The organism is Variovorax boronicumulans (assembly GCF_009811375.1).
Classification (GTDB): domain Bacteria; phylum Pseudomonadota; class Gammaproteobacteria; order Burkholderiales; family Burkholderiaceae_C; genus Variovorax; species Variovorax boronicumulans.
Genome location: NZ_BKDH01000002.1, coordinates 590,599 through 611,324 on the forward strand (window position 1 = coordinate 590,599; position 20,726 = coordinate 611,324).

Annotated in this window: 18 protein-coding genes and 1 tRNA gene; 5 read left to right on the top strand and 14 right to left on the bottom strand. The window is 65.2% G+C overall.

The window, feature by feature from the left end; translation table 11 throughout:
- Positions 1–144: 144 nt before the first annotated feature.
- Positions 145–393 (bottom strand): hypothetical protein, encoded by a 249-nt coding sequence (locus VHAB30_RS22600; protein WP_159278657.1) that lies wholly within the window; start codon positions 391–393, stop codon positions 145–147.
- Positions 394–654: 261 nt separating this feature from the next.
- Between VHAB30_RS22600 and VHAB30_RS22605 the strand changes: the two genes are divergently transcribed.
- Complete coding sequence (locus tag VHAB30_RS22605; RefSeq protein WP_159273708.1) at positions 655–2,913, top strand: hypothetical protein; 2,259 nt, start codon at positions 655–657, stop codon at positions 2,911–2,913.
- Entirely contained in the window at positions 2,910–3,347 is a 438-nt protein-coding gene (locus tag VHAB30_RS22610; protein WP_159273707.1) for a DUF1810 domain-containing protein, read from the top strand. Before VHAB30_RS22605 ends, VHAB30_RS22610 begins: the two co-directional genes overlap by 4 nt.
- A 356-nt stretch (positions 3,348–3,703) precedes the next feature.
- Here the strand turns inward: VHAB30_RS22610 and VHAB30_RS22620 are convergent, their stop codons facing one another.
- Complete coding sequence (locus tag VHAB30_RS22620) at positions 3,704–4,270, bottom strand: ferritin-like domain-containing protein (protein WP_235926892.1); 567 nt, start codon at positions 4,268–4,270, stop codon at positions 3,704–3,706.
- Positions 4,271–4,461: 191 nt separating this feature from the next.
- On the opposite strand from VHAB30_RS22620, the gene VHAB30_RS22625 reads away from it, so the two are divergent.
- Together VHAB30_RS22625 and VHAB30_RS22630 are read left to right on the top strand one after the other, a co-directional pair.
- A complete protein-coding gene (locus VHAB30_RS22625; protein WP_159273705.1) occupies positions 4,462–4,890 on the top strand; it encodes a low affinity iron permease family protein in 429 nt (142 codons plus the stop codon).
- 295 nt (positions 4,891–5,185) lie between these two features.
- Entirely contained in the window at positions 5,186–5,680 is a 495-nt protein-coding gene (locus VHAB30_RS22630; protein WP_159273704.1) for a hypothetical protein, read from the top strand.
- 156 nt (positions 5,681–5,836) lie between these two features.
- Here the strand turns inward: VHAB30_RS22630 and VHAB30_RS22635 are convergent, their stop codons facing one another.
- Positions 5,837–7,369 (bottom strand): glucosyltransferase domain-containing protein, encoded by a 1,533-nt coding sequence (locus VHAB30_RS22635; RefSeq protein WP_159273703.1) that lies wholly within the window; start codon positions 7,367–7,369, stop codon positions 5,837–5,839.
- Positions 7,370–7,677: 308 nt separating this feature from the next.
- On the opposite strand from VHAB30_RS22635, the gene VHAB30_RS22640 reads away from it, so the two are divergent.
- Positions 7,678–8,352 (top strand): class I SAM-dependent methyltransferase, encoded by a 675-nt coding sequence (locus VHAB30_RS22640; RefSeq protein ID WP_159273702.1) that lies wholly within the window; start codon positions 7,678–7,680, stop codon positions 8,350–8,352.
- 146 nt (positions 8,353–8,498) lie between these two features.
- Here VHAB30_RS22640 and VHAB30_RS22645 read toward each other — a convergent pair whose 3' ends face one another.
- From VHAB30_RS22645 to rpoC, 11 genes are all read right to left on the bottom strand, one after another.
- On the bottom strand, positions 8,499–8,918 hold the full coding sequence (locus VHAB30_RS22645) for a hypothetical protein (RefSeq protein WP_159278658.1): 420 nt from the start codon (positions 8,916–8,918) through the stop codon (positions 8,499–8,501).
- Positions 8,915–9,217, bottom strand: coding sequence for a hypothetical protein (locus VHAB30_RS22650; protein WP_159273700.1), 303 nt, complete (start codon positions 9,215–9,217; stop codon positions 8,915–8,917). The genes VHAB30_RS22645 and VHAB30_RS22650 overlap by 4 nt, the downstream gene beginning before the upstream one ends.
- A gap of 337 nt (positions 9,218–9,554) precedes the next feature.
- Positions 9,555–9,905 (bottom strand): aspartyl protease family protein, encoded by a 351-nt coding sequence (locus VHAB30_RS22655; protein WP_159278659.1) that lies wholly within the window; start codon positions 9,903–9,905, stop codon positions 9,555–9,557.
- Between the two features lie 69 nt (positions 9,906–9,974).
- Positions 9,975–10,217: a hypothetical protein gene (locus tag VHAB30_RS22660; protein WP_159273698.1), complete on the bottom strand. Its 243-nt coding sequence runs from the start codon at positions 10,215–10,217 to the stop codon at positions 9,975–9,977.
- 244 nt (positions 10,218–10,461) lie between these two features.
- A tRNA-Phe gene (locus tag VHAB30_RS22665) sits at positions 10,462–10,537 on the bottom strand.
- Positions 10,538–10,555: 18 nt separating this feature from the next.
- A complete protein-coding gene (locus VHAB30_RS22670; RefSeq protein WP_062480363.1) occupies positions 10,556–11,257 on the bottom strand; it encodes a response regulator in 702 nt (233 codons plus the stop codon).
- Between the two features lie 77 nt (positions 11,258–11,334).
- Positions 11,335–13,665: a sensor histidine kinase gene (locus VHAB30_RS22675; RefSeq protein WP_159273697.1), complete on the bottom strand. Its 2,331-nt coding sequence runs from the start codon at positions 13,663–13,665 to the stop codon at positions 11,335–11,337.
- Positions 13,662–14,306, bottom strand: coding sequence for a DUF4390 domain-containing protein (locus VHAB30_RS22680; RefSeq protein ID WP_159273696.1), 645 nt, complete (start codon positions 14,304–14,306; stop codon positions 13,662–13,664). The genes VHAB30_RS22675 and VHAB30_RS22680 overlap by 4 nt, the downstream gene beginning before the upstream one ends.
- Positions 14,284–15,672, bottom strand: a complete 1,389-nt coding sequence (gene rsmB / locus VHAB30_RS22685) for a 16S rRNA (cytosine(967)-C(5))-methyltransferase RsmB (protein ID WP_159273695.1) — start codon at positions 15,670–15,672, stop codon at positions 14,284–14,286. The genes VHAB30_RS22680 and rsmB overlap by 23 nt, the downstream gene beginning before the upstream one ends.
- 94 nt (positions 15,673–15,766) lie before the next feature.
- Positions 15,767–16,366 (bottom strand): LemA family protein, encoded by a 600-nt coding sequence (locus tag VHAB30_RS22690; RefSeq protein ID WP_159278660.1) that lies wholly within the window; start codon positions 16,364–16,366, stop codon positions 15,767–15,769.
- A 115-nt stretch (positions 16,367–16,481) separates the two neighbouring features.
- Positions 16,482–20,717: a DNA-directed RNA polymerase subunit beta' gene (gene rpoC / locus VHAB30_RS22695; RefSeq protein WP_062479330.1), complete on the bottom strand. Its 4,236-nt coding sequence runs from the start codon at positions 20,715–20,717 to the stop codon at positions 16,482–16,484.
- Positions 20,718–20,726 lie beyond the last annotated feature (9 nt).

Consider the following 20,726-nt stretch of genomic DNA (forward strand, 5'->3'; position numbering starts at 1 on the left):
ATCGCATGTGAGATCCGGGGTGCGACGGCACCCTCGCGCATCAAGAGAAAAAAAGCGATCGCTTCGGACGGTCGCTTTTCTTTTTTGGGGGTGTGGCTTCTTGCGGGTCCGAGGGCTGCGCAGAAGTTCGCAAGACCACCAAGCTCAGGGCCGCGGCGTCCGCCCCTCGCGCTGCCGCATGCGCCACTCCCCGACGAAGTAGTCGGCGCGAAACTTCAACCGTTCGATCACGGCCTCGCGGGTCGGCTGCTGTGCAATCACCAGCACGCATCGAGGCTCGTTGCCCTCGCGAAGTTCCGCCTTGCCCGAACAGGCGCCTTCGGCGGATTGCTGCAGTTCGAGCCAGCAACTCCACCCGTCGGGCAGATCGAGATCGATGCGTGTGGCGGCCATGGCGACCGGAGGATAAGTCGGTGCGGCGCAACCGCTCAATCCCCCAACATTGACCCTCCTCGCCGTGGGTGGGATGCCGCGGTCGCCGGGCGCAATGTCGGCGTCGACCGACATCGCCGCGCGCCGTCTGTCCTCATGACCGCCACGTCGCGCGATCTACGCTGATGCCCACGAATGGAAGGCGCCGCGCCGTGCACGACGCATGCAGCCCACGCCGTTTCCACTCCCGCCCCCCACAACCACCCCAAGGACATCAGCCCGTTGACGACCGCCACCGCCCCCGTTCCCGCCGGCCTTCCCGGCACCCACACGCCAGGCCCGACGCCGCACCGCTGGCAGTTCATCCGTGCGGGCGGCGTAGACCAGATGGTGTTCCGCAACGGCGAGGACATCGCACGCATCGCCGAGCTCGACCAGAAACTGTGGGTCGCACTCGCCTGCCCCACGCGCGGCATCGACTTCGATGCGCGCACGCTCGACCTCATCGATACCGACGGCGACGGCCGCGTGCGACCGCCCGAGGTCATCGCGGCCTGCCAGTGGGCCTGCGAGCGGCTGCGCAGCGCCGACGTGCTCCTCGCGGGCGGCGGCACGCTGTCGCTGGACGACCTCGACGACACGCGCGCACCGGGCGCCGACCTCGCGAAGGAAGGCCGACGCATCCTCGACCTGCTCGGCAAGCAGGACACGCACACGCTGACCCTCGCCGACATCGCCGATCGCGGCGAATGGCTGGCCGCGATGCGCTTCAACGGCGACGGCGTGGTCACGCCGGCCACGGCCGGCACCGACGACGCGCTGCGCGCCACCATCGAGGACGCGATGCGCACCCACGGCAGCACGCCCGACCGGCACGAACAGACGCCCGGCCTGGATCGCGCACGCGCCGAGGCCTTCATGGCCGAGGCACAGGCGGTCCGCGACTGGCATGCGCAGGGCAACGCAGAGGCCCTGCTGCCGCTGGGCGCGCGCACGCTGGCTGCGGCCGAGGCCTTGCGCGCGGTCACGGCGAAGGTCGACGACTTCTTCGCGCGCTGCCGCGTGGCCGCCTACGACGTGCAGGCGGTGGCGGCGCTCAACCCCTCGCCCGAGGCCTACGACGCGCTCACGGGGCACACCTTCGATGCGAGCGTGCAGCCGGTGGCCGAGTTGCCGCTGGCGCCAGTGACGCCCCATCGCTCGTTGCCGCTGGGCGGTGCGAGCCTCAATCCCGCCTGGGCCGAGGCCATGGCCGCGTTCGCGCGTGATGCGGTGGCGCCGTTGCTCGGCGAACGCGACACACTCGAAGAAGCCCAGTGGCAAGCGCTGCGTGAGCGGCTCGCACCTTGCGACGCGTGGATCGCCGCGCGCCCTGACAACGCGCTCGCGGGCCTGCCGCGCGAACGCCTCGACGCCTTGCTCGCGACACGCGATGCGTTGTTCGCGCTCATTGCCGAAGACGAGGCCGCCGAGCACCACAACCGGCTGCTGACCGATCTCGAGAAGCTGCTGCGGCTGCAGCGCGACCTGCGCGTGCTGCTGCACAACTTCGTGTCGTTCAAGGCGTTCTACCGGCGCGAGGGCGCGATCTTCCAGGCGGGCACGCTCTACCTCGACGGGCGCAGCTGCGAGCTCACGGTGCAGGTGCAGGACACCGCGCGCCACGCCGCGCTGGCCGGCCTAGCGAAGACCTGCCTCGCGTACTGCGACTGCACGCGCCAGGGAGAGAAGATGAGCATCGTCGCCGCCTTCACGGCCGGCGACGTCGACTTCCTTTTCGCCGGACGCAACGGCGTGTTCTACGACCGCCAGGGCCGCGACTGGGACGCCACCGTCACCAAGCTGATCGAGAACCCCACGAGCGTCGCGCAGGCCTTCTTCGCGCCCTACAAGAAGTTCGTGCGGCTGATCGAGGAGCAGGTCGCGAAGCACGCGGCGGCCAGCGAAGCCGGCTCGCAGAGCGCGTTGCAGACGCTGGCCGGACGCGTCGCCACCGCCGACCAACCGACCGACGCGGCGGCCTCGTCGACGAAGACGCCGGCCAAGCCGGGACCGATCCTGCCCACCGCCAGCCGCATCGACGTTGGCACCGTGGCCGCCATCGGCGTGGCGCTGGGCAGCATCAGTGCGGTGCTGGTCGGCATCTTCGGCAAGTTCGTCGACCTGGGGCAATGGATACCGGTGGCGCTCGTCGGCATCGTGATCGCGATCTCGGGACCGAGCATGCTGATCGCGTGGCTCAAGCTGCGCCAGCGCAGCCTGGGTCCGATCCTCGATGCGAGCGGATGGGCCATCAATGGCCGCATGAAGGTCAATGTGCGCCTGGGCGGCATGCTGTCTCAGACGGCACGCGTGCCACCGGGCGCCCAGCGCATCGCGCCCGATCCGTACCGCCAGCGGCACGGCCTCGCGGGCGCGCTGGCCGTCACCTGCGTGGTCGGCGCGGTGTTGCTGCTGGCGTGGCGCATGGACTGGCTCGATCCTCGGTTGCCGCCGCGGCTGCAGCATGATCGGGCGACCGCAACCACACCGGGCGCATGACACACATGACCATCGACTGGTACCTCGAACGCTTCGTGGCGGCGCAAGAGCCCGTCTACGCACAGGTCTGCGCGGAACTCGCGGCGGGACGCAAGCGCACGCACTGGATGTGGTTCGTGTTTCCGCAACTGAAGGCGCTGGGCCGCAGCGCGACCGCGCAGTTCTTCGGCCTCGACGGTATCGCTGAGGCGGCGGCGTACTGGCAGCACGCCGTGCTCGGTGAGCGACTGCGCCACTGCGCGGAGCTGGTCCGCGCCCTGCCCGGCAGCGATGCGCACCAGGTCTTCGGCTCGCCGGACGACCTCAAGCTGCGCTCCTGCATGACGCTGTTCGAGATCGTGGCGCCTGAAGCCCCCGTGTTCGGCGACGTGCTGGTGCAGTACTTCAATGGCACGCGGGACGACGCGACGATCGCACTCGTCCGAGCTGTGTGATCAGAGCCGGCCCTGGCCGTCGCCCGTGCGGTCATGCGCCCAGCGAATGGCTTGCTGCTCGGCGTGGCGCAGCGCCTCGGCCTCGCTGCCGTACGCGACGTTGTCCGTGTCAGGCGGCAAGCGCTGTCCGCGCCTTCGACGTCACCGCCCCCAGAGGCGCGGCAGAAGACCACGGGCCTGAAGGTCTGACCGTCCACTCGCTGCGCGGCTCACGAAAACCACTAGCCGAGGTAGCTGAAAGTGAGAAAGCGCTCGCCGACGCCGTCCGCAACTTCCGCCGCGGACGGCGCAGGGGGCATGGCGGGCGCGTGGCTGTCACCGGTCATGGAGGAAGGCATCCCGAAGGTGCCGGCCGGTCAGCCCTTGGCACTGCGAAATTGATCGCGCAGGCCCTTGATCTGATCGTGGTTGGCCTGCGCGCCGTCGGCCTGGCGCTGCACCAGCATGCGCACCTCGGCCGGCAGGTCGGCCTTGAGGGCCTTGCGGTAGCGCGCGAGTGCCGCGTCCTCGCCGCGCTCGCATTCCTCGAGCATCGACAGCGCGCTGTTCGCGCCGACCGCTCCCTTCACATGCACCCAGCCGCGATGCACCGCACCGCTGACCGTGCCGCCATCGTCGGGTTTGCCGCCGAGCTGGCGGATGAGCGCGACGAGTTCGGATGCCGCACTGGCGCATTGCGAAGCGCGGCTTTCGAACACCGGCTTCAGTTGCGCCGAGTCGACTTCCTTCGCGCAGGCGCGAAAGCCGTACTCGCCGTCGCGCGTGTTCTCCAGAAGGTCGTTCAGAACGTCGATCACCTGATCGTTGGACACCGCGTCCGCGGTGGTTGCCTGGATATCGTTGGCCATGGGTGGTTGCTCCTTGAAGGCCGGTCGCCGAAGCGAGGGCCGGGTTGAGAAAGAAAGACTGCAATGAGCCTTCATGGTCGACACGGTGCGGGAAGCGCCCTGTCGTCTCGACCCGACGACGCGTGTAAGCCGTGTCCGAGGCCACGGCCGCGTACCGTCATGCGCCGACAGCCTCAGGGGAATTGCGATGCCATGCGAGGCGGGCCTCGGCTGACGCGCTCGCGCGCACCGCCGCGGCAGCATCGCCCCAACTGGAGGACACGCGCATGGAGCGACTCTTTGATTCCTTCGCCAACACCGTCGCACGCTGGACGGGCAACCCGGCGGCCTTCCTGGTCTGCGTGGTCGTCGTCGTGGCCTGGGCGGTCGCGGGGCCGTTCTTCGGCTTCTCGGAAACGTGGCAGCTGGTGATCAACACCGGTACCACCATCGTCACCTTCCTCATGGTGTTCCTGATCCAGAACACGCAGAACCGCGACAGCGTCGCCCTGCAGACCAAGCTCGACGAACTGATCCGCACCTCCGACGCGGAGGACGACTTCATCGGCATCGAGCGGCTCACGGACAAGGAGCTGATCGCGCTGCACGCGCGCTGCGAGGCGGCGGCCAAGCAGAGCCAGGCGACGCTGGCGAAGACGCGGACCGAACGCAGGCGCCGCGGGCATGACGACATCAACGGGGATCGGGCCGGATAGCGGGAACGTGATTCCCCAAACACGGCGCCAGAATGCAAAAAGCCCAACCTAGGAAGGTCGGGCTTTTTGACTGAATTTGGTGGCCTGGGACGGAATCGAACCACCGACACGCGGATTTTCAATCCACACCGCAAGCCAGCAACCACGCGGCCTCCGGCCTTGTTCGCGGGAATATTCGACGTTTTTGGGCGGCCTGTTCATGCGGGCTCAGGCCCGGACGTTCCCGCCACTTTTGAGGCCTTGCCTCCCCCGATTACTGTATATTTATACAGTATAAAACCAGATACTGTACGAGGTGTTCCGCGCCCGATTCGAAGGCGAAAAACTGCCATCGGCAGAGGCGGCTAAGCACACGCGCGCGGTCGGGGATCTGGTCTACATGGAGCGCGTCCCCGGGCCGGCGCCAGGGCGCGGCATCTGGGCAGCCATGCTTCTGCGCGACGACGGCGAGACATACATCATCCCCGTGCTTGACCGTGCGCACCTCCGAAGGACTCGTGGCGGCATCTTGATCAGCGGCATGGAAGTCGTCCCGCGCGGCCGGGGCATGAAGAACATCAAGTCCGACGACTACCCGCAAACCTGGTGGTGCCGGCCGGTCGCCGTCACGAACAGCGGCTTCGAACACGATTTTCCGCAGGCCTCGCCCGCCGAGTCCCGCCGCCAGGCCAGAGAGTTCGAGCACTCGATGGAGGCGGAGCGCATCGCGGAGTCAATCAACCGGAGGCCGATGCGCAGGATGCCCTACGACCCGGCCACGGCTTCAGGCCACTACCTGGGGCATTTCTGAGCTGCGGTAGACGCGGCGCTCTCGACCAAATACCACCCACAGGCAGTAAACGCCCAATACCACCCTGAGGTGGTATTGGGCGACGAGTATCTGTTTACGTGGCGGCCGATGTGGGACTGTGGAAGTGCAACACGCGCCGCATTTGTCAGACTTCCTCTAGTTGCCCAAACAAACAATCGCAAGACTTCCAATCACCGTGACAGATTCAGCACTTGGCCAAGGGGCGACCTGCTTGCAAATCTGCTCCCCCTCAGTCTTTTGCTCGCCGGCTGCAGGCTTGAAGTTGTACCCCGAAACTTCGATAAAAAGCGGTAGTTTTGTGTAGCCTGGGTAGAGCGCCGAGATGTTTAAGTCACCTTGAATGGTACTAAGGCGTGCTGGATAGGCCCATTTACCGCCGCTGATGAATACGGTTTTTACTTGGTCAAATGCTGGATTCTTTTCAAGGCGATCGACGATGCGATTGACCTTCATTGCGTCCCAAGAGTTCAAACGCTGCTGGTCCGCGAAGATTTGATTATTCTTGAAAATAAAAGAGACGGTGAGGACAAGCACAGGGACCGTGAAAAATGCGGAAGGCATGCGAGGAAATCGCTCTCGCAAGAGAGACCAGCCTAGAAGAACGACGAAGCCGATGATCAACGAAGCTTGCACCAAAACCCTTGGCACAGGCCACCAGTCTCTGAACAGCAGGATGACTCCTGCTGTGAGTGGCATCAGCGCAACCAGCGCTCCCAGCAAGATCACCTTCCTACGAAGCGAGCTAGGCGCACGAATCCCTTCTATGAAAATGACAACGATGGATACCGCCATCATGCACGCGATGAGGAGCTTGGGCCACTGAGCGGCCACCGGCTCTGCACGCCAATAGACCTTAAAAAGTAATTCGCGAAACTGAAGAATGCGCTCGGGAATTTCATTGAACTGGACAAGTTTTGCGCGCCCTGTTAACTCAATCACGTCAAAGTGCTTAAGTCCTGTCATGATTGTCAGGAAACCAAAGGCAGAAGCAATACAGACCAGCAGCAATTCAACTGCGCGCTGCTGCCCAGCAGTTAGGGTGCGTGCGGTAGTCGCTGCAGCGTCCTTGGACAGACTGTCGTGCAGAAGAGCGAACACCAGCGCTACGGCCAGATAATTCAAGAACCCTTGATAAATAAATAGCATCGCCACTGTTGCGATGACGGAAATTATGAACCTTGCATATCTTCCCGCGCGCGGATTTTGCAGTACCTCCATCGCAATGATGGTAAGCAGCGCGGCAAGGCAATAGCCAGGAAGAACCATGCGAAAGGTCAGTATTTCCGCAAGATAGGGATGCGCCACCATAAGCGCCGCTGCCAACCCTACCCCAGTTCTATTGATAATCCCTGCAAAACGAAGAACAGACATAACCAAGGCTACTTGCAGGGCCAATGAAACGCCAGCGAGCGACCAATAGATGTCGTTAAGGTTTACGCCTAGAGAATCGATGGCAGAAGCGAGCGCCACCAATAGGAAGCGGCCTTGAGTTTGAATCAACTCCCGATCAAAATCTGAAAACCCCCGCCCGTATGAATAATCATCGACTGCAAAACCACGAAGAAACATTCCACCACGCGCAAGCAGTGCAACCCCAAACAAAACAAAAAACAGTCTTATCTGTTGGTCTTCGAAACAGTTCCGAATTCTCTGAGGCAGTGTTTTCATCTAAGGGAGTTTTATAAGCAGGCAATCGGGCTGCTAGGATGTTATTTGCTAGCGACAGGGCGAGGCGCATTCTACTTGTAGGGTTACTTTTTGTTGGCAGTTCGCTCTCGACCGACACCCCGCTAGCCTGGACGGCAACTGATCGACGGCAGGGTTCCTCTAGGGTCAGGGGCGTACTGCCCTGCACTCCGTGTCGCCTCTGCCCTCGCCCTCTGCTTGAAGCAGAGGGACCAGCACTTGATATGCCATGCTGGTTGGTGGGGCAGCTTTTCAACATGTACCATGCCCCACCCTGAAGGAGCGGATCAATGGAAAAAGTCAACTTCGACGCGCACGCGGATAACTACAACGAATTACTTCGTGAAAGCGTTGGATTCTTTTCCTCTGACGAAGCGTATTTCGCACGCTACAAAGTAGCGCTTGTGCGCGGCGCCACCAATCTCGAGCCGAAGCGAATTCTGGAATATGGATGCGGCATTGGCAGGAACCTTCCGTTTTTGAAGGAGGCTTTTCCCTCTTCCGTCATTGAAGGTTCAGATGTAGCGCCTAAGAGCTTGGAAATTGCTCGCAAGGAAAATCCAGACATCTCGTTTTTCCTTGAAGATGGTGCGTCCATGCAGAGCACCTTTGACATCATCTTCGTGGCGAGTGTTTATCACCACATCCCTCCTCCGCAGCGCGAGGCAGTTACAGCCACGCTCGCATCTCGACTTAATCCGGGCGGAGAGCTATATATTTTTGAGCACAACCCGTACAACCCTGTGACGCGCCGCATTGTCAACAACTGCCCATACGATGCTGATGCTGTACTCCTGAAGCCCAGTGAAACCAAAGCGCTCGTGAGCAGTGCTTCCATGAGCGTGACCGCGGCCTCCTACTGCTTGTTCATCCCTCCTAGGCTCTCGGCTTTGTCATGGATGGAACGTGGATTGGGTTGGCTGCCGCTTGGTGGTCAGTACTGGGTTCGGGGCACTCGCCACTAAATCAGCGCCCAAACGACAAAATCCCCGCTCCAGCCGGAGCCAGAGCGGGGGACGTGGTGGGCGCGGGAAGTCAGCGCGGCCAGCTGTCGATCAGGGCTTGGACGTCGGAGGCGTGGTCGTCAGCTGCTCGGACCAGCTCTTGAACTTCAGCCGTGCACTGGCCGAATACGTCTGCGAGGGGATCGGCCGGCTGAGCTTGGGCGGTGGCGACGGTGCTGGGCAAGCGATTGCGACGGGTGGCGACACAGACGGCGGAGCAGCCTGTCGCGATCAAGGCGCAGATCGTCAGCAACGCGAGCTGCCAGGGTTTCACGGGAGCGTGCGGCATTGATGGCCTCCAGTTGTCGAGCGTGGTTATCCGCCGCCTTGCGGTCGTTGGCCGCCTGCAGGATGCGGGAGGTCTCTGAGACCGAGAGCTTGTAGTTGGCGAGATCCTTCCGCGCCGTGGCGGCATCGGCGCGGGCGCCCGCCGCGCGCGTACGCTCGATGCCGGCCGTGGCCAGCGCGGCTACGAGCCCCAGGCCGAGCACCCAGAGCAGCGGGGTCTTGAGGTCGGGGAAGATCACGTCAGCCCCAGCGCCGCGCGCGCGGCCTTGTGAAGCGCAAGGCGGTCGGCCCACCCGTTCGAGTTCCCGTCGGCCTGAGTCTTGCGCCCTCGATTGATCAGGTCGCAGACCCCATCGAAGTCGCCTCGATCCGCCCAGGCGTTGAGCTCGCGCATGTCCCAGTAGTCGCACGCCGACAGGCAGGCCCACTGCGGCTCGGCCAGCAAATCCGGTTCGCGCTCGAAATCCGGCACGCCGGTGAAGCGCACGCGAAGTCGATCTCGCACAGCGGCGTGGTTCCAGCGGCCGGTGGTCTGCAACAGGCCGTGCCCACGAAACCGGAAGCCATCTCCGGGCTGGGTGTTCCCGAGGTCCGCGCGCCCTTCGTATTGGCGAAGCTGTATTGCGCGTACCTACCAGGCGCCAAGAGTCCACCGTCCGGCTCGATAGGCCAGCCCAGTGCCCTGAAGTCCCACTGCTCAATGACGTTGGCGATGTTCGGGTCATCCCCAGACGCTTCACCTTCCACGATCTGCGGGCCTACTACACCACCCAGCACAAGGCGCAGTTTGGAGGGCTGCCGGACCTGCACGCAGACAGCAAAACGACTGCTAGGGTTTACGACCGCTCTCGCGTGTCGGAGCGCAAAGGGCTAGGCTAGTAGTCGATTCGAAATCGGCCGCGCCCAATCGTGAGCTGCATTTGGTCGAGCACATCACGACCGATGAGGCCCTCAATGGAAACGTTGAAGAACGGACGCGCGAGCACTTCCAGCGCAGGGTAGATTCGCGGCGGGTCTCCATGCGTGCGAATTTCAAACTGTACGTCATATGCAGAGCACGTCGTCGGGTCGATGTGAGTTGTCGATCCGACAATCTGGCGCGCGCCGCGTTCGGGAATGCCGAGCAGCCGCATGGCTTGCTCGCTCACCATGGTGGTGTCGGCGCCTGTGTCGATGAGGAATGGAAGACGATGCGGCTGCGGCACCTGTAAACCGCGAGCCAGCATGACGCGCGCGCGGTGCGCTCACGCCGACCCACACGTCAAGGATTGGACCGCTGGAACTGTATGTACCGCTTAGATGCGGCACGGCCCAAGATCGCGGGTGAAATGCGCCACGTCTTGATCCTCCGCCACCTTTTTGACAAAGAAGTGGTCCAGCCCGAACGTGTTGTACGCCCAATTCAGAGCGTCTTCATACGTGGGCGAGAAGTGGACTGTCAACGTGTCCTTGATGACCACGTATTCGCCGTCGTGCCGGTTCAGCATCGACGGAAGGTGCTCGGTATAGGTTTGGAGTTCGGCGCGAAGGTCAACCATCGCAACGCACCCGAAGGGAAGATTGCATCGATGTCACCTCATATGTAATTGTTAACCGGCTGCCCACAGACTTATCCACAGCCGCTAGCCAATGAATTTACCCGCAGGTCACGCTCGAATCAATAAGAATATTTCTCATTGAGACGTGTTCTTGTTTAGCTGTGGCTAAATCGACGAATTCCCATGGTGGGAATAAAAAGCAAAAGGCGCTACAACCTTGATAGCTGTAGCGCCTTGCGAAATATGGTGGCCTGGGGCGGAATCGAACCACCGACACGCGGATTTTCAATCCGCTGCTCTACCAACTGAGCTACCGGGCCATTGTGTGCAGCCTTAAATTATACAGCGCTTCTGCGGCCTCGGGAAAGATCCACACCCAATTGTTTGAGTTTTCTGTACAGGTGGGTGCGCTCGAGGCCGGTTTTCTCGGCCACGCGGGTCATCGAACCGTTCTCCATCGCCAGATGGAACTCGAAGTAGGCCTTCTCGAAACCGTCGCGCGCATCGCGCAGCGGGCGATCGAGGTCGAAGCTCTGGGTCGACTGCGGACCCGCGTCGGCCACCGGCACGGCCGCCAGCGACGCCATCAGCAGGCTGTCGCCCGTGGTCGTGATGGCGGCGGCCTGGTGGGCGCCCGTGGGCGGCGGCACCACGCCGGCGGCGGTGCGGCGGGCGCTCTCGCGCGCCAGCCCCTGCTCCACCGCCTTGAGCAGCTTCTGCAGCGTGATGGGTTTTTCGAGGAACGCGAAGGCGCCGATGCGCGTGGCATCGACCGCGGTGTCGATGGTGGCGTGGCCGCTCATCATGATGACCGGCATGCTCAGCAGGCCCGCGGTGGACCACTCCTTGAGCAAGGTGACGCCGTCAGTGTCCGGCATCCAGATGTCGAGCAGCACGAGATCGGGCCGGGCGCGTTGTCGGGCCGCGCGGGCTTCGGCGGCGTTTTCCGCGAGCTCCACGTTGTGGCCTTCGTCATTGAGAATTTCGAAGAGCAGGTCCCTGATGCCCAGCTCGTCATCGACCACGAGAATGTTTGCCATGAGTGCTGCTTGTTGTATGCGCTGGTGTGTATTGATCCGCTCCCGATCCAGCCCCTATGCGCTGGATTCGCCGGTACTCAGGCGGACGAAGATTTCGAATCTTCGGTGTGAGCGACCGCTGCCCGCGGTTCGCCTGCCAGCGCGAATGATAGCGAGACTTGCGCCCCCGCCACAGCCCCGTCGACGACACGGTTGGAAAGCTCGATGCGCGCGCCGTGTTCGTCGGCGATCTTCTTGACGACGGCCAGGCCCAAACCGGTACCTTTTGTTTTCGTGGTGACGTAGGGCTCGAAGGCGCGCTTGAGGATGTTTTCGGCAAAGCCGGGCCCGCTGTCCTGCACGGTGAGGCGCACGCGCTGGCCCGAATCGCCCAGCCGGGTGCGGATGACGACCTCGCCCACCCGGCCCGTGCCGCTGGCGGCGGCCTCGGCGGCGTCCTGGGCGTTCTGCAACAGGTTGTGCACGACCTGGCGGATCTGCTGCTCATCGCCGCGCACGGGCGGGCAACGCTCGTCGAGCTCCGAGCGCAGCGTGATCGGCAGGTTCTCGGCGTGATACAGCTGCAGCACGTCGGCCAGCAGCGCATTGAGGTCGACCGGCTTGAGGTCGGCCGCGGGCAGTCGCGCGTAGTCGCGGAATTCGTTCACCAGCCGCTTCATTGCATCGACCTGGTCGACGATGGTCTTGACCGACTTCACCAGGATGGCCTGCTCGGGCGGCTCGACCTTGCCCGAGAGCTTCATCTCGAGCCGCTCGGCCGACAGCTGGATCGGCGTGAGCGGGTTCTTGATCTCGTGCGCGAGGCGGCGCGCCACCTCGCCCCAGGCCTGCGCGCGCTGGGCCGAGACGATTTCGGAAATGTCGTCGAACACCAGCAGCCGCGCATCGCCCGGCAGCTCGGCGCCGCGCGCGACGATGTTGATGGCGTCGTCCTGCTGCGGCAGGTCGTTGCCGGTGGCGTGCAGTTCGAAGGCGTGCTGCCAGTGATCGAGGCCGTGCTGCATGCGCTCGACCAGGAACTCGTCGAACTGCTGCTGCACCTTGGCACCGAAATCGGCCAGCCCCGGCACATCGACCAGCGCCTTGCCTTCATAGGCGGCGAGCGGCGCGCGCAGCACGCGGGTGGCGCCCGGGTTGGTGGACAGCACGGTGCCCTTGGCGTCGAGCACGATCACGCCCGAGGTCAGGTTGTCGAGGATGGTCTGCAGGTTGCCGCGGGCGGCGTCCAGCTGGTCCATCGTCTTCTCGACCGCGCCGCGGGCGTCGGCCAGCTGCTGGGTCATGACGGCGAACGAGCGCGTGAGGCCACCCAGCTCGTCCTTGCCCTGCAGCACGGCGGTGGGCCGCAGGTCGCCGGCGGCCACCTGGCGCACGCCGTCGGCCAGCACGAGCAGCGGCCGTGCGAGCTGGTTGCCGAACAGCACGGCCAGCAGCACCGCGCCGAACACGGCGAGGAACAGGCTCAGCGTGAGCGTGCCGATGTACATGCGCCGCAGGCCCTCGCGCGCGAGGGCCCGCTCCTGGTACTCGCGGTTGGCTTCCTGCACGGCCAGCGCGTTGGCGACCACGGCCGGCGGCAGCGGCCGCGTGACCTGCAGGTAGCGCGGCGCGGTGTCGAAATCGAAGCCCGGGCGCTGCACCATGGCCAGTGCGCGCACGCTGGCGTTCGACGGCGTGGCGCTGGGCAAGGCGGTTTCCTCCAGGCCCTCGACGTGCGCGACGGCGCGGTCGGGCCGCACCTGGCGGAACTGCTGCGCCGTCGGCCGCTCGGGGTTGAGCTGGAAGCGCGACGCGCCCGCGCTGGCCACCAGCTGGCCCGAACCGGTCCAGAGGATCACGTCACTGGCTTCGAGCTGGTCGCGGATGCGCTCCAGCAGCAGCCCCGCGCTCGCGTCGGGCACCTGCGACAGCTGGGCGCTGGCGGTGCGGGTCTTGGCGGCGAGGTCGTCGGACAGCGAATCGAGCGTGGCCCGGCCCAGGTTCAGGCCGGCATCGAGCGCGCCCTCGACCTTGACGTCGAACCAGCTCTCGATCGAGCGCGCGACGAACTGGTAGGACACCACGTAGACCAGCGCCCCGGGCACCACCCCCACGAGCGCGAAGATGGCCGCGAGCTTGATCAGCAGTCGGCTGCCGAACTTGCCCTGGCGCAGCCGCCGCAGCAGCCGGAACGCGACCCAGCCGATCACCAGCACCAGCAGCACGGCCACCACCACGTTGATGCCGAACAGGCGCACGTAGTAGCGCTCGTACAGCGCGCGGTTGTTGGTGGCCTGGGCCAGCAGGAACATCAGCACCAGGCCGATGGCCGTGACCATCGCGGCGCCGACGCCCACGGCCCAGCGCAGCGCGCGCGAGCGGCGGGCGGCAGGCGTGGCCGCGGCGCCGCTGCGCGGCTTAGCGCTCACCGCTGCTTCTCCAGCGGCAGCCGGGCGGTGCGCTCGGCGGCGATGTTCCACTCGGCCTGCCCGACCATGCCGATCTGGAAAGGACGCGGCAGCTGCGAGGTGTCGAGCCGGAAGCGGAAGGTGACCTGGTGCAGCGGCTCGTCGCCGATCTCGGCGGCGTCGCCCAGCCGCAGCCGGCCGATGCGCTTGATGGCCTCGAGCGCGTCGCCGAGGCTGTCGAAGTTCTGGTTCAGCGAGATGCCGAAGCCAGCGGCGCCGGTGATCGGCACCGGCGACACATTCAGCCGCCAGCGGCGCGTGAGAGGCTGGTAGGCCAGCCGCATGTGGCGCGCCACCTGGGCGACCTTGCGGTCGGTCCAGTACCAGCGCTCCTGGAAGACCTCGGCCTCGGCCACGAAATAGATGGCGATGCCCTTGTCGAGCACGTCTTCCACCAGCGTGGGCAGCTCGAACTGCACGGCGGCACTCAGGTAGACGCCGTCGTCGGCCTGCTCCAGGCGCATCTGGGTGATGGTGGCGCCGCCGGGCCTGCTCTGGGCGGTGGCGACGGCCGGGAACAGGGCCATCCACAGGGCCCAGGCCAGCCACAGGCCGGCCAGCAGGATCGACCGGCGGCCGTCAGTGCGGCGCGGGTTTTTCAAGCAGGGCGTAGAAGAAGCCGTCGTGGTCACCAGAGGGATTGTCCGGGACGCCACGGGCATTCGCCCCACTTTGGGGTAGCAAGTGTCCCGGGGACGGCAGCAAACGGGCGTCGGTGTTGCGTACAAGAAACGCATCAATTTGTTGCGAGCCTTCTTCGCGGAACACGGAACAGGTGCAATAAAGCAACCGGCCGCCGGGCCGTACGAGCGGCCACAGCGCGGCCAGCAGCATCGCCTGCTGGGTCGCCAGCTGGGCCGTGTCGCTCTCGCGGCGCAGCCAGCGCACATCGGGATGGCGCCGCACGATGCCCGAAGCGGTGCACGGGGCGTCCAACAGGATGGCGTCGAACAGGGCGCCGTCCCACCAGTCGGCGGGGCGGCCGGCGTCGGCCACCACGACCTTGGCCTTCAGGCCGAGGCGCGCGAGCGTCTCGTCGATGCGGCGGCTGCGCACGGCGTCGACCTCCAGCGCGGTCACCTCGACGGCGCCGGGGCCGGCCCGTTCGATCAGGTGCGCGGTCTTGCCGCCGGGGGCGGCGCAGGCGTCCAGCACGCGCAGCGGCGCGGCGCCGGGCTTGGCCGGCAGCAGGCCGTCGAGCAGCAAGGGGGCCGCGAGCTGCGCGGCGGCGTCCTGCACCGAGCAGGCGCCGTCGGCGAAACCGGGCAGCTGCTGCACCGGGCGGGCGCGCGCGAGCTGCAGGCCGTCAGCGCCGACGCGCGTGGCCGCGAGGCCCACCGCTTCCAGTTCCAGCAGGTAGGCGGCCGGCGTCGATTGCAGCGCGTTGACGCGCAAGGTCATCGGCGCCTGGGCGTTGTCGGCCGACAGCACGCGCTGCCAGTCGCGCGGGTGGTCGCGCTTGAGGCGTTCGATCCACCAGCGCGGGTGGTTCCACTGCGCGACCGGTTCGGTGTCGGTGGCGGCCACGAGCTCGTCGCGCTCGCGCAGGAAGCGGCGCAGGCAGGCGTTGATGAAGCTGGCCTGCGCCCGCGTCGCCGGGTTGCGCTTGGCGGCTTCCACGGCCTGATCGACCAGCGTGAAGGGTTCGTAGGGAGCGTGGTCGCTGTGCCAGGCCAGCGCGAGCGCCGTGCACAGCAAGGCGTCGGGCAGCGGCGGCGGCGTGCGCTTGGCCAGGTGGCGGCGCAGCGCCTCGGCGCGGCCGAGCCAGCGCAGCACCTGGAAGCCGAGCGCCTGCACGCCGGGGCGCAGCGCGGGCTCGATGGCCTCGAACGCGACGGTGCCCGAGGTGCCGGCGCGAATCGACGCCAGCGCCCCTGCGGTCAGTTGCAGTTGGCGCCAGAGCGGCGGTTGTTGCGGCGCCGAGGTGGCGCTGCCCGAAGAGGGGTCGGAGGAAAGATCTGCTGGCAAGTTGGGGCCGATGGTAACGGGCGAGAAAGACAGCACGCCGCGCGGTGGGAATGGAAACGAAGGCGTTACCCGCCTGTCGTCGGGTCGAGGCCGGTCAGAGCAAGGGCGCCGCCGGCCGCAGTCGCACGATCCAGGCCACCAGCAGCGCCGGGAACTGGGCGATGCCGGCGTTGTACTGCGCCACGGCCAGGTTGAACTGGCCGCGTGCGATTTCCGCCGCCGCCGACGGCTCGGGCCAGGCGATGGGCGCAGCCGGATCGGACGCGCCGCCCAGGCCGGGCATCAGCGGCGCGGGCCGCGAGAGCGTGCCGTCCGCATCGAACACCGTGACCGCGCCCGGGTACTGGCGCCGCCATGCGGCGATGAGCACCTGCAGCGCGGTGGCCAGCGCCGCCATGCTGCCCGGGTCGAGCGGGCGCACCCGCGTCGCGCCGAGCAGGGTCGCGAGCTGCGTCGTGGCGGCCTGCAGCGGCGCCACGGTGGGCGCGCCTTCGGGCGGCGACTCGGGCCGGGGCGCGGCGGTGATGCTGGCCTGGACGAAATCGAGCTGCTTGCGCAGCGCCACGTCGAGCACGGCGTAGGCCTGCAGCACGGCCGCGCGCAGACGCACCAGCCGGTTGTAGGCGCCCACGAACCAGAACAGCAGCAGCGCGACAACGAGCCAGCCGGCCAGCGAATCGGGCAGGACGCTCATCGGAAACAGAACCTCTTGGTCATCGGTCGGACCCCTGCGAACACAAAGAAAAACGCCCCCCGACCGGAGCGGTCGGAGGGCGTGGGCAACCGGTCATGCCGGTGATGCTAACCAGTTATTCGGTCGCGGCGCCTTCGTTGGCGTCGACCGTGCTGGTCGCTGCATCGCTGTCGCCGGAGCCGGCCAGTTCAGCGGCTTCCGACTCGGCGATGGCGCGGCGCTCGGCCTCGTCCATGGCGTCCTTGACCTTGCGGGCCTGGTGGTAGGCCATGCCGGTGCCTGCGGGAATCAGGCGACCGACGATGACGTTTTCCTTCAGACCGCGCAGCTCGTCGCGCTTGCCCATGATCGCGGCTTCGGTCAGCACGCGCGTCGTTTCCTGGAACGAAGCGGCCGAGATGAACGAGTCGGTCGACAGCGACGCCTTCGTGATACCCAGCAGCAAGTTGGTGAACGTCGCGGGGATCTTGCCTTCGGCGCGCAGGGCGTCGTTGGTGTTGAGCATTTCGCTGCGTTCGACCTGTTCGCCCGAGATGTAGCTCGTGTCGCCGATGTTGTCGACCACGACGCGGCGCAGCATCTGGCGAACGATCACCTCGATGTGCTTGTCGTTGATCTTCACACCCTGCAAACGGTACACGTCCTGCACTTCGTCCACGATGTAGCGCGCGAGTTCTTCCGAACCCAGCAGGCGCAGGATGTCCTGCGGGTCCGCCGGACCGTCGACCACGCTTTCGCCCTTGTTCACCACCTGGCCTTCGTGCACCAGGATGTTCTTTTCCTTCGGCACGAGGTCTTCGTAGACGCCGCCTTCGGGATCGGTGATCTGCAGGCGGATCTTGCCCTTGGTCTCTTTACCGAACGACACGGTACCGGTCATTTCGGCCAGCATGCCCTTGTCCTTCGGCGAACGGGCTTCGAACAGCTCGGCCACGCGCGGCAGACCGCCGGTGATGTCTCGGGTCTTCTGACCTTCGACCGGGATGCGTGCCAGCACTTCGCCGGGGCCCACGTCCTGGCCGTCGCGGATCTGCACCAGGGCGCCGATCGGGAAGCCGATCGTCACCGAGTGGTCGGTGCCGGGGATCTTCACTTCTAGGCCTTGGGCGTCGATCAGCTTGACCTGCGGACGCACGACCTTGGCAGCGCCGCGGCGCTTCGGGTCGATCACGACCAGGGTCGACAGACCGGTCACTTCGTCCACCTGCTTGGCGACCGTCAGGCCTTCCTCGACGTTCTCGAACTGCGCCTTGCCGGCGAACTCGGTAATGATCGGGCGGGTCAGCGGGTCCCAGTTGGCGAGCACGTGGCCGGCCTTGATCTGCTGGTCGGCCTTGACCGTCAGCGTGGCGCCGTACGGCACCTTGTGACGCTCGCGCTCACGGCCGTGCTCGTCATGGATGACGATCTCGCCCGAACGCGAAATCACGACCAGCTCGCCCTTGCTGTTGGTCACGTAGCGCATCGTGGCGTTGAAGCCGATCGAGCCGTTCGACTTGGCTTCCACGCTCGAGGCGATGGCAGCGCGCGAAGCGGCACCACCGATGTGGAAGGTACGCATCGTCAGCTGCGTGCCGGGTTCGCCGATGGACTGGGCAGCGATCACACCGACGGCTTCGCCGATGTTGATCAGGCCGCCACGGCCCAGGTCGCGGCCGTAGCAGGTCGCGCAGATGCCGAAACGCGTTTCGCAGGTCAGCGCGGTGCGGACCTTGACTTCGTCGACGCCCTGGGCTTCCAGTGCTTCGATGTTGTCTTCGTCGAACATCTCGCCGGCCTTGAGCAGCACCGAACGGTTTTCCGGGTGCAGCACGTCGTCCGCCGCCGAGCGGCCGAGGATTCGGTCGCGCAGCGACTCGATCACTTCACCGCCTTCGACGATGGCGCGCATCAGGTAACCGCCGTGCGTGCCGCAATCCTGCTCGGTGACCACCAAGTCTTGCGTCACGTCGACCAGACGACGGGTCAGGTAACCCGAGTTCGCCGTCTTCAGCGCCGTGTCGGCCAGACCCTTACGGGCACCGTGGGTGGAGATGAAGTACTCCAACACGTTCAGGCCTTCGCGGAAGTTCGCGGTAATGGGCGTCTCGATGATCGAGCCGTCCGGCTTGGCCATCAGGCCCCGCATACCGGCCACCTGGCGAATCTGCGCTGCGGAACCGCGGGCGCCGGAGTCGGCCATCATGTAGATGGAGTTGAACGACTCCTGCTCGACTTCCTTGCCGTGGCGGTCGATGACCTTCTGCTTCGAGAGCTTGGCCATCATGACCTTCGACACCTCGTCGCCGGCCTTGCCCCAGATGTCCACCACCTTGTTGTAGCGCTCGCCGGAGGTCACGAGACCGGAGACGTACTGCTGTTCGATCTCCTTCACTTCCTTGGCCGAGCGCTCGATGATGCCGTGCTTCTCAGCGGGCACCAGCATGTCGTCGATCGCGATCGAGATGCCGGCCTTGGTCGCCAGACGGAAGCCGTTTTGCAGCAGCTTGTCGGCGAACACGACGGTCTCTTTCAGACCGCACTTGCGGAACGAGACGTTGATGAGCTTGGAGATTTCCTTCTTCTTCAGCGCCTTGTTGATGTTCGAGAACGGCAGGCCCTTCGGCAGGATCTCGGACAGCAGGGCACGGCCCACGGTGGTGTCCACGAGCGAGGTCGACGGCGTGAACACGCCGGTTTCCTTGTCCTTGGTGTACTCCGTGATACGCACCGCGACCTTGGCGGTGAGCTCGACTTCGTTGGCGTCCAGCGCGCGCTGCACTTCACCGATGTCGGAGAAGATCAGGCCCTCGCCCTTGCCGTTGATGCGGTCGCGGGTCGTGTAGTACAGACCCAGCACCACGTCCTGCGAAGGAACGATCGACGGTTCGCCCGAAGCCGGGAACAGCACGTTGTTGGAGGCCAGCATCAGCGTGCGGGCTTCCATCTGCGCTTCCACCGACAGCGGCACGTGGACAGCCATCTGGTCGCCGTCGAAGTCGGCGTTGAAGGCCGCGCAAACGAGCGGGTGCAGCTGGATGGCCTTGCCTTCGATCAGGATCGGCTCGAACGCCTGGATGCCCAAACGGTGCAGCGTAGGCGCACGGTTCAGCATGACCGGGTGCTCTTTGATGACTTCTTCCAGGATGTCCCAGACCACCGGCGTGCCCGATTCGACTTCCTTCTTGGCAGCCTTGATCGTCGTCGCGATGCCCATGGCTTCGAGGCGCGAGAAGATGAAGGGCTTGAACAGCTCGAGCGCCATCAGCTTGGGCAGGCCGCACTGGTGCAGCTTGAGCGTCGGGCCCACCACGATGACCGAACGGCCCGAGTAGTCCACGCGCTTGCCCAGCAGGTTCTGGCGGAAACGACCGCTCTTGCCCTTGATCATGTCGGCCAGCGACTTGAGCGCGCGCTTGTTGGCGCCCGTCATGGCCTTGCCGCGACGGCCGTTGTCCAGCAGCGAGTCGACCGCTTCTTGCAGCATCCGCTTTTCGTTGCGCGCGATGATTTCCGGAGCCTTCAGCTCCAGCAGGCGGCGCAGACGCGAGTTGCGGTTGATGACGCGGCGGTACAGGTCGTTCAGGTCGGAGGTCGCGAAGCGGCCGCCGTCCAGCGGCACCAGCGGACGCAGGTCCGGCGGCAGCACGGGCAGCACTTCGAGCACCATCCACTGGGGCTTGATGCCCGACTTGCGGAAGGCCTCGAGCACCTTCAGGCGCTTGGAGTTCTTCTTGACCTTGACTTCGGAGCCGGTCAGGTCGCCACGCAGGCGTTCGATCTCGCTGTCGAGTTCGATGCCTTCGAGCAGGTCCTTGATGCCTTCGGCGCCCATCTTGGCGATGAACTCGTCACCGTATTCCTTGCGCTTGGCGTCGTAGTCGTCCTCGGACATGATGCCGAACTTCTTCAGCGGGGTCATGCCGGGGTCGGTGATCACGTACGCTTCGAAGTACAGCACGCGTTCGATGTCGCGCAGCGTCATGTCGAGCACGAGGCCCAGACGCGACGGCAGCGACTTCAGGAACCAGATGTGGGCGCAGGGCGCGGCCAGGTCGATGTGACCCATGCGTTCGCGACGCACCTTCGTCTGCGTGACTTCAACGCCGCACTTCTCGCAGATCACGCCGCGGTGCTTCAGGCGCTTGTACTTGCCGCACAGGCACTCGTAGTCCTTGATGGGGCCGAAGATCTTGGCGCAGAACAGACCGTCGCGCTCGGGCTTGAACGTGCGGTAGTTGATCGTCTCAGGCTTCTTCACCTCGCCGAAAGACCACGAACGGATCTTCTCGGGCGAAGCCATGCCGATCTTGATGGCATCGAAATGCTCATCGGGCGTGAATTGCTTGAACAGGTCGAGTAGCGATTTCATAAGACTCTT

What these genes read in the sequence shown, in the direction of transcription:
- VHAB30_RS22625 (WP_159273705.1), top strand. Translation starts at nt 4,462, where the DNA reads ATGGAGCGACTCTTTGATTCCTTCGCCAACACCGTCGCACGCTGGACG.
- VHAB30_RS22635 (WP_159273703.1), bottom strand. Translation starts at nt 7,369, where the DNA reads ATGAAAACACTGCCTCAGAGAATTCGGAACTGTTTCGAAGACCAACAG.
- VHAB30_RS22600 (WP_159278657.1), bottom strand. Translation starts at nt 393, where the DNA reads ATGGCCGCCACACGCATCGATCTCGATCTGCCCGACGGGTGGAGTTGC.
- rpoC (WP_062479330.1), bottom strand. Translation starts at nt 20,717, where the DNA reads ATGAAATCGCTACTCGACCTGTTCAAGCAATTCACGCCCGATGAGCAT.
- VHAB30_RS22610 (WP_159273707.1), top strand. Translation starts at nt 2,910, where the DNA reads ATGACACACATGACCATCGACTGGTACCTCGAACGCTTCGTGGCGGCG.
- VHAB30_RS22690 (WP_159278660.1), bottom strand. Translation starts at nt 16,366, where the DNA reads ATGAGCGTCCTGCCCGATTCGCTGGCCGGCTGGCTCGTTGTCGCGCTG.
- VHAB30_RS22620 (WP_235926892.1), bottom strand. Translation starts at nt 4,270, where the DNA reads ATGAAGGCTCATTGCAGTCTTTCTTTCTCAACCCGGCCCTCGCTTCGG.
- VHAB30_RS22660 (WP_159273698.1), bottom strand. Translation starts at nt 10,217, where the DNA reads ATGGTTGACCTTCGCGCCGAACTCCAAACCTATACCGAGCACCTTCCG.
- VHAB30_RS22670 (WP_062480363.1), bottom strand. Translation starts at nt 11,257, where the DNA reads ATGGCAAACATTCTCGTGGTCGATGACGAGCTGGGCATCAGGGACCTG.
- VHAB30_RS22640 (WP_159273702.1), top strand. Translation starts at nt 7,678, where the DNA reads ATGGAAAAAGTCAACTTCGACGCGCACGCGGATAACTACAACGAATTA.
- VHAB30_RS22655 (WP_159278659.1), bottom strand. Translation starts at nt 9,905, where the DNA reads ATGCTGGCTCGCGGTTTACAGGTGCCGCAGCCGCATCGTCTTCCATTC.